We start from the raw sequence: 12,110 nt of genomic DNA on the forward strand, positions 1-12,110 counted from the left end.
CGGCGGCGGGCCGAGGCTCCGCGGAGGACGCCCTCGCCCTGCTGGAACAGGCCGTGCCCGGTACCGGCCCCCTCGACCCGGACGGAACCGAACTGCTCTCCCGGCTGCGCGCGTTGGTGGCCCGATGGGACACCGGCCGGCCCGCGCCCGAGGAGAGGGACGCCGAGGAGATCGACCTGGACGAGGCCACCGACGAAGAGCTCTTCGAGCTGATGGACAGCGAGGCGCGATGAACCAGGACCGATCGGCGGGTGAGCGACTCGCGCTGCACCAAGGGTATTTCGTCACAGGAGCACGGACCATGGAGGAGGTGACCGGTCGTGGCCGATGAGGAGAAGCTGCGCAGCTACCTCAAGCGCGCGCTCGCCGAGAACCGGGAAGCGCAGAAGCGCTTGCGGGAGGTCGAGTCCGGCCTCCGGGAGCCGATCGCCGTCGTCGGCATGAGCTGCAGGCTGCCGGGCGGGGTGGACTCGCCCGAGGCGCTCTGGGAGCTGGTGGCCGCGGGCGGCGACGCGGTCGGACCCTGGCCCGAGGACCGCGGCTGGGACCACGAAGCTCTCTACGACCCCGATCCCACCCACCCCGGCACCAGTTACGCCCGGCACGGCGGATTCCTCTACGACGCGGCCGACTTCGACGCGGAGTTCTTCGAGATGTCACCGCGCGAGGCGCTCGCCACCGATCCGCAGCAGCGGCTGCTGCTGGAGTCGTCCTGGGAGGCGTTCGAGCGGGCCGGGATCGCGCCGGACTCCCTGCGCGGCAGCCGCACCGGCGTCTTCGTCGGCCTGACCGCGCAGGACTACCACCACCGCCTGGCCGAGGTACCGGCCGACTTGGAGGGGTACCTCGGCATCGGCAACCTCGCCAGTGTGGCGTCGGGGCGCATCTCCTACACGTACGGGTTCGAGGGTCCGGCGGTGACGGTGGACACGGCGTGCTCCTCCTCGCTGGTGGCGCTCCACCTCGCCGTACAGGCGCTGCGCTCGGGGGAGTGCGACCTCGCGCTCGCGGGCGGGGCGACCGTGATGTCCACCCCGGCCGGCTTCGTGGAGTTCTCCCGCCAGCGCGGCCTGTCGCCGGACGGCCGGTGCCGCGCGTACGGCGCCGGGGCGGACGGCACCGGCTGGGCGGAGGGCGTGGGCCTCCTGCTGGTGGAGCGGTTGTCGGACGCGCGGCGGCTCGGCCACCGGGTGCTCGCGGTGGTACGCGGCTCCGCGGTGAACCAGGACGGCGCGTCGAACGGCCTGACCGCCCCCAACGGGCCGGCCCAGCAGCGTGTCATCCGGCAGGCGCTGGCCGCCGCGGATCTCGCCCCGCACGACGTCGACCTGGTGGAGGGGCACGGTACCGGCACCACCCTCGGCGACCCGATCGAGGCCCAGGCGCTCCAGGAGATCTACGGAAGCGGCCGGTCCGAGGACGCCCCGCTCTGGCTCGGTTCGCTCAAGTCCAACATCGGACACACGGCCGCCGCCGCCGGAGTGGCCGGACTGATCAAGGCGGTGCAGTCGATCCGCCACGGCGTCCTGCCGCAGTCCCTGCACACCGGCACGCCCACCCCGCACGTGGAGTGGGCGGGCGGCGGGGTGCGGCTGCTGGACGAGGCCCGCCCGTGGCCGGAGACCGGACGTCCCCGCCGGGCCGGCGTCTCCGCCTTCGGCGTGAGCGGGACGAACGCCCACGTCATCGTCGAGGAGGCCCCCGCCGCACCGACCGCGGACTCTCCGACCGCGGACTCTCCGGGTACGGACTCTGCGGGTACGGACTCTCCGGGAACGGACGGGAGCGAGCCGGGCGAGGACGCCGGGTCCCGCGCCACCGGTGTGCTGCCCTGGCTGCTCTCCGCCAGGTCGGCGCAGGCCCTGCGGGAGCAGGCGGCCCGGCTGGCGGAGCTGCTGGAGTCCCGCCCCGGACTCGACCCGCTCGACGTGTCCTGGTCGCTGGCCACCGCCCGCACCGCGCACCCGCACCGCGCCACCGTGGTCGCGGCGGACCGTCGCGAGCTCCTCGCCGGGCTGCGGGCACTGGCCGACGGACACTCCTCGGCCGCCGTCGTCGGTGCCGGGGAGGATCTTCCCCGCACCGCACGCACCGGCCGCACCGCCTTCCTCTTCACCGGACAGGGCAGCCAGCGGGCCGCCATGGGGCGGGAGCTGCACGAGCGGTTCCCCGCCTACGCCCGCGCCTTCGACGAGGTGGCCGCAGCGCTCGACCGCCACTGCGAGGGCCACCTCTCCCAGCCGGTGCGCGAGGCCGTGCTGTCCGCCGACCGCGGCGGACTGCTCGACCGGACCGAGTACGCGCAGCCCGCCCTCTTCGCCGTGGAGGTCGCGCTCTTCCGGCTGCTGGACACCTGGGGCGTGCGGCCCGACCTCGTCGCGGGGCACTCGATCGGCGGGCTCGCCGCCGCCCACGTGGCCGGGGTGCTCTCCCTGGACGACGCCGCCGCCCTGGTCGCGGCGCGCGGGCGGCTGATGCAGGCGCTGCCGCCCGGCGGTGCGATGGCGGCGGTCGAGGCGACCGAGGAGGAAGTCGCCGAGGAACTCGCCGGGGCGGGGGAGACCGTCGCGATCGCCGCGGTCAACGGTCCCCGCTCGGTGGTCGTCTCCGGAGACGAGGAACCCGTGCTCGCCGTCGCCGCCGCCTTCAAGGCCCGCGGTCGCAGAACCTCCCGGCTGCGGGTGAGCCACGCCTTCCACTCGCCCCGTATGGACCCGATGCTGGACGAGTTCCACCGCACGGCGAAGGCGCTGCGGTACGAAGAGCCCGCCGTCCCCGTGGTCTCCGACCTGACCGGCGCCCCCGCCACGGCGGGGGAGCTCGGCACGGCGGACCACTGGACCGAGCACGCCCGGCGGCCGGTCCGCTTCCTCGACGTGGTGCGGGAGCTGCGCGCGTCCGGGGCCACCCGGTTCGTCGAGATCGGGCCGGACGCCGTCCTCACCGGGCTGGCCGCCGACATCCTGACCGTCCAGGCTCCCGACGCGGCGTCGCCCGCCGTCCTGGTGCCCCTGCTGCGCGGCGGCCGGCCCGAGGCGACGACCTTGCTGACGGCGTTGGCCCGCCTCCACGCGGACGGGGTGCCGGTCGACTGGCGGGCCGTCTTCGAGGGCCGCGCGCCGCGCACGGTAAACCTGCCCACCTACCCCTTCCAGCGCCGCCGCCACTGGCTCGATGCCACCGTGACCCGCGGCACGACCGGCGCACCCCTGCTCACCGCTCCCGAGCCTCCCGCCGCGGGGCCGAGCTGGGCCGAGCGGCACGCGGAGCTGTCCGGGACCGCCCTCGACACCGCGCTGCTCGACCTCGTCACGGCGGAGGTGTCGTCCGTCCTCGGGCACGCGGCACCCGACGCGGTGGCGCCCGACCGGGCCTTCGTCGAAGTGGGCCTGGACTCGCTCTCCGCCGTCGAACTGCGTACCAGGCTCGCCGCCCGCACGGGCCTGACCCTCGCAGGGGCGCTCACCATCCGTTACCCCGAACCCACTTCTCTTGCCCAGCACTTGGGCGAGCTCATGCGGGCGCGGCACCGGCCGAACGCTTCCGCCGAGGGGCCCCTCACCGCGCTCTACCTGCGGCTGTGCGCCGCGCAGGAGATCGCCGCGGCCACCGAAGTGGCAGTGGCCGCCTCGCGGTTGAGGTCCACCTTCGGCCCGGCGGACCGTGCCCGCCACGCCGTCGAACCCGTGGTACTGGCCGAGGGCGACGCACGCACCGCACTGGTCTGCTTCCCCGCCCTCACCGCCCTGTCCGGGCCGCACGAGTACGCCCGCTTCGGCCAGTCGCTGCACGGCGTACGCGACGTCTTCGCCGTCCCCGCGCCCGGCTACCGGGAAGACGGCGCACTGCCCGACTCGGCAAAGACGTTCGTGGCCATGCAGGCCGACGCGGTACAACGCCTAGTGGGAGAAAGGCCGTTCGCCATGCTGGGGCGGTCCCTGGGCGGCTGTGTCGCCCACGCGGTGACCGAGGAACTCGAACGGCGCGGCACCCCGCCGACGGGCCTGGCGATGGTGGACACCTACCCGATGGACACCGCGTCCCTGCCGGGAATGGAGTGGTGGATGCCCGCCATGATCAACGCAATGGTCGACCGGTTCGACGCCTTCGACCTCGGGCTCACCGACAACGGCATCACCACGATGGGACGTTACCTCCGCACCTTCGGCACCTGGCAGCCGAGGCCGGTCACCACCCCCACCCTGCTGCTCCGCGCCGAAGCGCCGCTCCCCGGGACTCCGGACGACCCCGCGGGCGGCACCCGAGCCTTCTGGCGGCTGCCGCACGAGACCGCCGACGTCCCGGGCGACCACTTCTCCGTACTGGAGGAGCACTCGGCGACCACCGCGGCCGCCGTCGAGACGTGGCTGAGCCCCCGGGACTGAACCCGCACGGCGGCCCGGCGGCACCACCGCGCCGAACCACCGCATCCCGCACCGAAAGAACACGAGAGAGAAGAACACGATGACCGCACCACAGCCGCTGCACCTCGCCGTAGCACTGGACAACGTCGGCTGGCACCCGGCGGCCGGCGCGGGGCCGGACGCCCCGGCAGGGAACCTCTTCGGCCTGGCGCACTGGACCGCCCTCGCCCAGGAGGCCGAACGCGGGCTGCTGGACTTCGTCACGGTCGAGGACCCGCCGAAGCGCCCCGCCGGGCACGTGAACCACCGCCTGGACGCCGTCCTCGTCGCCTCGGCGCTGGCCGCCCGCACCGAGCGCATCGGCCTGATCCCGAGCATCGTGACCGACCACGCCCAGCCGACGAACGTCGCGAAGGCGATCGCCACCCTCGACCACCTCAGCGAAGGCCGGGCCGGCTGGCGCACACCGGTCACCCCCGCACGGCCGATCGTGATAGCCGACATCTTCACCCCCGAGGTGCAGACGCCGATGGCCGAACTCTTCGAACGCGCCGCCGACCTGGTGCGCGTCGTGCGTGCCCTCTGGGACGGCGTCGACGACGAGAAGGCGTTGCGGGACATCGCCGCGCCCGGCAGGTTCGCCCCCGCCGACCCGGACCCGCACGGCAGCTTCACCGAGATCGAGCCCCTCGGCGGAGCCGCGGGCGACTGGATCACCATCGACTCGCCGTCCCTCGCCCCCCGCGCGCCCCAGGGCCACCCGGTCGTCTTCACCGTCGCCCACATCACCCTGCCGTACCGGTACGGGGCCCGCTCGGCCGACGTCGTCTCGGTGACCCCGCACAGCGCCGAGGAGGCCCGGGCCACCGTGGAGGAGGTCAGGGCCGAGCAGGAGGCGGCCGGGCGCGCGAACCAGAAGGTGCACGTCTTCGGCGACCTCGTGGTCTTCCTCGACAGCACCCCCGGCCGTGCGGCCGAGCGCCTGGCACGTCTGAACGAGGCGCACGGCAGCACCTACGCCTCCGACGCCGAGATCGTCGCGGGGACCCCCGCGGAGATCGCCGACCTGCTCCTGGAATGGCAAGAGGCAGGGCTGTCCGGGTACCGCCTGCGCCCCGGCGCCCTGCCCCACGACCTCCACGCCATCACCCGGGAACTGGTGCCCGAACTCCAGGCCCGGGGCGCTTTCCGGACCGCCTACGAGGCGGACACGCTGCGTGGACTGCTCGGACTGCCGGTACCCCCCGCCCCGGCGCTCTGACCCCCGGCCGGGCGCGTGTGCTCGCGTGCCCGGCCACCGGCGGGCTGCTGCGCCCGGCCGTGCTCCCGCAGGGAACTCGGAAGATCGGCCCGGCCCTTCACCCGGAGCTTGCGGTAGGCGTGCGTCAGATGCTGCTCCACCGTGCTGACGGTGATGAACAGCTTCTCGGCGATCTCCCGGTTCGAATGGCCCGCCACCGCGAGCGCCGCCACCTGCGACTCCGAGCCACTGAGCAGGGCGACACCGGTGTCCCGGTCGTCCCTCGCCGCGCGGGACTCCTGCGCGGCGAGCCGCCGGGACAGCGGGGCGAACCCCCGGTCCTCGGCGATCTCCTGGGCCTGCCGGGCGACCATCCGCGCCCTGCCGGTCTGGCCCGCCCGGGTGTGGACCGCGCTCAGATCGGCGAGGGCACGCGCCAGTTCGAGTCGGTCACCGGCCGCGCCCAGCAGGTCCGCCGACTCCCGCAGCAGCGCCGCGCGCCGTCTCGGGTCCGACACGGAGGCGGCCGTCCGCAACGCCATCCCCCGGGCCCGGGTCTGCTCGGGCGAGACCAGGTCGAGCTGCTCGGACGCGAGACGGCGGGCCTCGTCGGTCCTGCCGAGCCGCAGCAGCGCCGTCACCGCGTCGCTCCGCCACGGCACGAACGCCGGCTGGTCGATGTCCCACTCCCGCAACAGCCGACCGCACCGCGTCAGATCGTCCAGCGCCGCGTGCAGCAGATCGAGCGAGAGCCGCTGCCGGCCGCGCGCGTGGAGGTACTGGGCACCGAACCTCGTCTGGAACAACTGCTCGGGCAGGGTCCACGTACGCGGGACTCCGGCGTCCGGTACCGTGCCCGTCGCGGTGGCGGCGAGCAGCAGACTGGAGAGCGGGGATCCGATCAGCACGCCCCAACTCCCGGTCGAAATGAGCGACATGGCCCTTCGCGCGGCATGCTCCGTGAGCCGTGCGTCGCCCTGCCGTAGGGCTATCTCCGCACGGACCGCCGCGAACAGCGCCTGCCACGCCGGGGCGTCCCGCTCGGTCGCCTCCCGCAACAGCGCGTCGCACCAGCCCACCGCCAGGTCCGAGCGGTCCGCGTACACCAGAACGGACAGGGCGAGGTGGAGCGTGTCGAAGCCCTCGTCGTCCAACGGGGTGGACTGGAGGGCCAGTTCGGCGCTCCGTACGCTCTCCCGGTCGGGTCCCGAACGCAGCAGCCCGTTCAGCACGGCGGCCATCGGCTTCGGTGCCCCGTCCGTCGCCCGGACCCCCTCGGGCCTCCCGCCGCGCGCGCCCCGGGCGTTCCGCGCGGCCGGCGGGGCGGAACGGAGCCGGGGTCCTGTTTCCCGCAACAGCGCGGGATGCGACGCGCGCACCCACTCCCGGGCGGCGAGGTACTCGACCGCGGAGCTCGCGTCCAGCGTGTCCGAGAACCGTTCGAGCCGGCTGAGGGCGAGAGTGATCTCCTCCCCGCTGCCGTTGCGGAGCAGCCGTCCCAGGAGGGACACGCTCTGGCAGCCGGTCAGACGGCCCTCCCGCAGCGCCTCCACCAGCGGTCGCAGCCTCCGGCAAGCCGTGTCCGGGTCGCTGCGGGAATCGACGAGGCTCCGCAGCAGGGTGACCGTCACCCGCTGCTCCTCGTCCGCGCACGCCTGCGCCGCGAGGTCGAGGCACGCCTCCGCGAACCCCGTGTCGTCCCGCCGCAGGGCTTCGCGGGCCGCGTCCAGCAGCACCGGGAAGGCGAACGGCTCGTCGCCGTGCCCGGCCGCCAGCAGATGGACGGCGACGGCGGACGCGAGGTCCCCCGCCCCGTGGAGCAGCCGGGCAGCGTCCCGGTGCAGCGCCGAGCGGTCGACGGCCGGCATGCCCGCCAGGACGGCGACGCCCGCGGCGGGGTGGCGGTAGCGGCCCTCGTCCAGGACGCCGACGGCGTCCATCGCCGCCAGCGTCTGGTCCACCTCGGACTGCGGCAGTCCGAGCAGCCGCGCCAGCCGGTGGTGCGAGCCGGAGGCGTCCAGCACCGCGAGCGCGCGGGCCGCGTCACGGAACCGGCGCCCGGCCCTGCGCACGCAGGTGTCCACCGCTCGGCCGAACTCCGCCCCCGCACGGGGCTCCCGTCCGGCGACCGGGCCGCCGGGACGCTCGTACCAGTCCTCCGCGAGCGCGCGCAGCAGCAGCGGGTTGCCACCACTGAGCCGGTGCCAGGAGGCGGCGGCATCCGGTGCGAGGACACCCCCCGGCAGCAGCCCGGCGAGCATCCGCCCGGTGGCCGCGAGGGTGAGCGGGCGGACCCGTACGCGGGTGAAATGGCGCTGCCGGAGCAGCGGCGTGCGCCAGGCGCGCTCGGTCGCGTCTCCGTCGGTCGAAGGGTCGGATTCGGTCACCACGATCAGCACCCGGGAGGCGCGGAGCAGACCGCCCATGTGGATCAGGGAGTTCAGCGACGCGGGGTCGGCGAAGTGCAGATCGTCGACCGCCACCACCACCGGCTTGCGCTCCGACAGCGCGCGGATCGACTCCCAGTGGACCTGCCCGGCGTGCGTCGGCGTCGCGCCGGCGGACAACAGGTCCGCGTCGCAGGTAGCCGATCCGCCGTTTCGGGGCAGCCGCAGCACCCGGGCGCGCTCTTCGGGCGCGAAGTGCTCGCGTCCGAAGAGCTGGCCGACGACGCCCAGCGGTACGTCCTGTTCGGAGCACCTGGCCACCGCGTGCAGGACCACCGCGCCTTCGCCGGCCGCGATCTCGCCGAAGACGTGGAGCAGTTCGGTCTTTCCGGCCGCCACCGGACCGCTGACGGCGACGACGCTCCCGCGTCCGCCGAGACAGTCGGCCAGCAGCTCTCGAAGTCGCGTCAACTGGTTCTCACGCTCGACAAAGACCACAACAAGCTCCACATCTCTGCGACGCGGCGCGTCGCGCGAATTTCGGACATCTGCTCTCGGGTGGGGGCCGGCGAGGACGTCAGGGCCGGGGCTGCGGCGGCGCGGACCCCGGCAGCAGCCGTCCCTCGATCAACGCCCCGATCCGGTCCTGGTGCCGGAGGGGGAAGAAGTGGCCGCCGGTGAAGGTCAGCACCTCCGTGGCGCCGGTGGTGTGGTCCTGCCAGGCCCGCGCCTCCTCGGGTGTCACCTTGGGGTCTTCGCTGCCGGTCAGCACGGTGACCGGGGTGTCGAGGAGGGGGCCGGGGCGGTACCGGTAGCGTTCGATCGCCCGGTAGTCGCCGCGCAGTGCGGGCAGGATCATCTCCACCAGCTCCGGCTCATCCAACAGGGCTGCCGGTGTGCCGCCTTGGCGGACGATCTCCGCCAGCAGGGCACCGTCGTCCGCGAGATGGAGTGTCTCCTCGCGGTGGGCGGAAGGGGCGCGGCGTCCGGAGGCGAAGAGCGCGGCGGGCCCCGCGCCGGTGGCGGCCGACAGCCGGCGGGCCGTCTCGTACGCCACCACCGCGCCCATGCTGTGGCCGAGGAACGCGGGCGGCGCGTCCCACAAGGGCTTCAGGACCCCGGCGAGCGCGTCGGCCAGGCCGCCGATGTCCTCGGCCGGCGGTTCCGCCCGGCGCTCCTGGCGCCCGGGGTACTGCACGGCCAGCACCTCCACCTTCGGGTGGAGCCGCGCGGAGAGCGCGAACCAGAAGCCCGCGGAACCCCCGGCGTGCGGGAAGCACACCAGCCTGGCGGTGGCCTCGGGGCAGGGGTGGAAACGCCGGATCCAGAGTTCCGTGTCGAGCCCGGTCGTCATGCCCGTACCTCTTCCTGGTCGCGCTCGGATTCCCGGTCCCGGTCGGGCCGGGGCAGCGCGGCGAGCAGTTCGCGGGTGTACGGGTGGGCGGGATGGTCGAAGATCTGTTCCACGTGTCCCGACTCGACCAGCTCTCCGTCCTTCATCACGATCACCCGGTCGCTCACGTGGTGGACGACACCGAGATCGTGCGAGATGAACAGCAGGGCGAGGCCCAGCTCCCGCTGGAGTTCCGCCAGCAGATCGAGCACCTGTGCCTGGATCGACACGTCCAGCGCGGAGACCGGCTCGTCGCAGACGATCAGCCGGGGCTCGGTGGCCAACGCCCGCGCGATGGCGACGCGTTGACGCTGTCCGCCGGAGAGTTGCAGCGGTCGCCTGTCCGCGACCGCCGCCGACAGGCCGACCTGGCCGAGGAGTTCGAGGACTCGCGCGGTCCGGGCCCGGCCCCGCGGTATCCCTGCCCGGGCAGCGGCCTCGGCGACGACGCGCCGTACCGTGTGCCGGGGGTCGAAGGAGCCGAGCGGGTCCTGGTGGACCACCTGGAGGTGGCGCCGCCGCTCGCGCCGGGCCCGCTCGGGCAGGCCGCTCCAGGCCTGACCCTCGAACCGTACGGAACCCTCGTCCGGCTCCACCAGACCCAGCACGATGCGAGCCGTCGTCGTCTTGCCGGAGCCCGACTCGCCGACCAGCCCCAGGGTCTCACCGGCGCCGATGCGGAAGGAGACGTCGCGTACCGCGGTCCAGGAGCCACCGCCGGGCGCCCGGAAACTCTTGGAGACACCCGCCACCTCCAGCAGCGCCGGACCCGTGGCCCCGGCCGGCTCGTCCCGGGGCTCCGCGACCGCCGTCACCCGCGTCCGGGGCCGCGAGGCGTTCGGTGCCGCGAGGGGGACCGCCCCGCCGGGGTAGCGGCAGAGCGTCAGGTGCCCGTCCCCGTCCGTCTCCGGCGCCGGGAGTTCCGTACGGCACAGGTCGTCCGCCGAGAGGCAGCGTGCCGCGTACGGGCAGCCGCCCGGACCGGCGGCGGGCCGCCCGGCGGGGGCCACGGAGAGCGCGCGCCCTTTGGAGCCGATCGTCGGCACCGCCGCCAGCAGGGCCCGGGTGTAGGGGTGCCGGGGGTTCCGCAGTACGTCGGCGGCCCGCCCCTGCTCGACCACCAGGCCGCCGTACATCACGGCGACCCGGTCCGCGAGCCTGGCCACCACCGACAGGTCGTGGCTGATCAGCAGGAGCGCGGTCCCCTCCCCGACCAGTCGCCCCAGCAGATCCAGCACCTGGGCCTGCACCGTCACGTCCAGCGCCGTCGTCGGCTCGTCCGCCACCAGCAGCTCCGGGGCGCCGGACAGAGCGGAGGCGATCAGGGCGCGCTGGCGCAGTCCCCCGGACAACTGGTGGGGATACTCCGCCGCCCGCCGCTCCGGGTCGGGGATGCCCGCCTCGGACAGCAGCGCGAGCGTCCGCTCCCGCACCCCGGGCCCCGTGGCGAGGGAGTGCTCGCGCAGCGTCTCGCCCACCTCCGCACCCACCGTGCGCAGCGGGTCGAGCGAGACCAGCGCGTCCTGGAGCACCAGCCCGATGCGGCGCCCCCGCACGGCACGCCACTGGCGTTCGGAGAGGGCGGTGAGGTCGGTGCCGTCGAATTCGAGCCGCCGGGCGGATACCGAGGCGTGGTTCCCCGTCAGCCCGAGCAGGGTACGGGCGGTCACGCTCTTGCCGGAGCCCGACTCCCCGACAACGGCGAGGCATTCGCCCCGGTCCAGGGTGAGGGACACGTCACGGACGGCGCGTACCTCCCCGTCCCGGCGGAAGGTGACGTCCAGCCCTTCTACGGTCAGCAGGGGCGACACGGGGGCGTTCATCGGGCGGACCTCCGGGTGAAGCGCTGCTGGGCGTAACGGCCGACCACGTTGACGGCGATCACCGTCGTCGTGACGGCCGCGCCGGGGAACACGCCGATCCACCAGGCCGTCTGGAGGAAGTCGCGCCCGGCGGAGAGCAACGCCCCCCATTCGGGCGAGGGGGCGGCGGGACCGAGGCCGAGGAAACTGAGCCCGGAGGCGGAGATCAGCGCGGTGCCGAACCCCACCGTCGCCAGGGTCAGCAGGGGTGCCAGGGCGTTCGGCAGGATGTGCCGCAGCACGATCTGCCGGCGCGGCAGACCGAGCGCGACGGCAGACTCGACGTAACCGGAGCCGCGGACCACCAGCGCCTCCGCGCGGACGAGCCGGGCGTAGCCGGGGACGAAGGCGATGCCGATGGCCAGCATGACGTTGACCGTGCCGGTGCCCAGCACGGTCACCACCAGCAGCGCGAGCAGGAGTCCGGGCAGAGCCAGCAGGATGTCCGCCAGCCGCATCAGGATTCCGTCGGCCGCCCGGCCGCCCAGCGCCGCCGCGAGACCGAGCACGGCACCTCCGGCCACCGCGATGAGCGTCGAGCCGAAGCCCAGCAGCAGGGACGGCCGGGCGCCGTGCAGGATGCGCGAGAACAGGTCCCGGCCCAGCTGGTCGGTTCCCAGCCAGTGCGCGGAACTCGGGGCCTTCAGGGCGTCGAGCGGATCGATCGCGGAGGGCGGGACGTCGGTGAACAGCCCGGGTGCCACCGCCACCAGCACGATGAGCACCAGCAGGGCGCCCGCCGCCACCACGGTCGGCGGAACGGAAGCGAACGCTCCGGCGCCTCGCCGCCGGGTCCGCGCGGGCGCGGACACGACGGCGACGGGACCGCCGGTGGCGGGTTCGGGGACGAGGGTACGTGCCATG

The 12,110-nt window shown here is 74.4% G+C and carries 6 protein-coding genes; 2 read left to right on the forward strand and 4 right to left on the reverse strand.

Features of this window, described 5'->3' with window-relative positions; genetic code table 11:
* Positions 1-320: 320 nt before the first annotated feature.
* Together OHT52_RS29350 and OHT52_RS29355 are read left to right on the forward strand one after the other, a co-directional pair.
* Entirely contained in the window at positions 321-4,385 is a 4,065-nt protein-coding gene (locus tag OHT52_RS29350) for a type I polyketide synthase (RefSeq protein WP_328723198.1), read from the forward strand.
* 79 nt (positions 4,386-4,464) lie between these two features.
* A complete protein-coding gene (locus OHT52_RS29355; RefSeq protein ID WP_328723199.1) occupies positions 4,465-5,625 on the forward strand; it encodes an LLM class flavin-dependent oxidoreductase in 1,161 nt (386 codons plus the stop codon).
* On the opposite strand, the gene OHT52_RS29360 is transcribed toward OHT52_RS29355, so the two are convergent.
* The 4 genes from OHT52_RS29360 to OHT52_RS29375 form a co-directional block, all read right to left on the reverse strand.
* The gene (locus tag OHT52_RS29360; RefSeq protein WP_328723200.1) at positions 5,562-8,489 is read right to left on the reverse strand and encodes an ATP-binding protein; all 2,928 of its coding nucleotides are present in this window, start codon (positions 8,487-8,489) and stop codon (positions 5,562-5,564) included. The two genes, OHT52_RS29355 and OHT52_RS29360, sit on opposite strands and share 64 nt — an antisense overlap.
* A 79-nt stretch (positions 8,490-8,568) precedes the next feature.
* The gene (locus OHT52_RS29365; RefSeq protein WP_328723201.1) at positions 8,569-9,345 is read right to left on the reverse strand and encodes a thioesterase II family protein; all 777 of its coding nucleotides are present in this window, start codon (positions 9,343-9,345) and stop codon (positions 8,569-8,571) included.
* Positions 9,342-11,207, reverse strand: a complete 1,866-nt coding sequence (locus OHT52_RS29370; protein WP_328723202.1) for an ABC transporter ATP-binding protein — start codon at positions 11,205-11,207, stop codon at positions 9,342-9,344. Before OHT52_RS29370 ends, OHT52_RS29365 begins: the two co-directional genes overlap by 4 nt.
* Complete coding sequence (locus OHT52_RS29375; protein ID WP_328723203.1) at positions 11,204-12,109, reverse strand: ABC transporter permease; 906 nt, start codon at positions 12,107-12,109, stop codon at positions 11,204-11,206. Before OHT52_RS29375 ends, OHT52_RS29370 begins: the two co-directional genes overlap by 4 nt.
* Position 12,110 lies beyond the last annotated feature (1 nt).

Source organism: Streptomyces sp. NBC_00247, from assembly GCF_036188265.1.
GTDB lineage: Bacteria > Actinomycetota > Actinomycetes > Streptomycetales > Streptomycetaceae > Streptomyces.

Excerpts from the sequence above, each read along its gene's own strand:
- OHT52_RS29365 (WP_328723201.1), bottom strand. The coding sequence starts at position 9,345 with ATGACGACCGGGCTCGACACGGAACTCTGGATCCGGCGTTTCCACCCC.
- OHT52_RS29355 (WP_328723199.1), top strand. The coding sequence starts at position 4,465 with ATGACCGCACCACAGCCGCTGCACCTCGCCGTAGCACTGGACAACGTC.
- OHT52_RS29375 (WP_328723203.1), bottom strand. The coding sequence starts at position 12,109 with ATGGCACGTACCCTCGTCCCCGAACCCGCCACCGGCGGTCCCGTCGCC.
- OHT52_RS29370 (WP_328723202.1), bottom strand. The coding sequence starts at position 11,207 with ATGAACGCCCCCGTGTCGCCCCTGCTGACCGTAGAAGGGCTGGACGTC.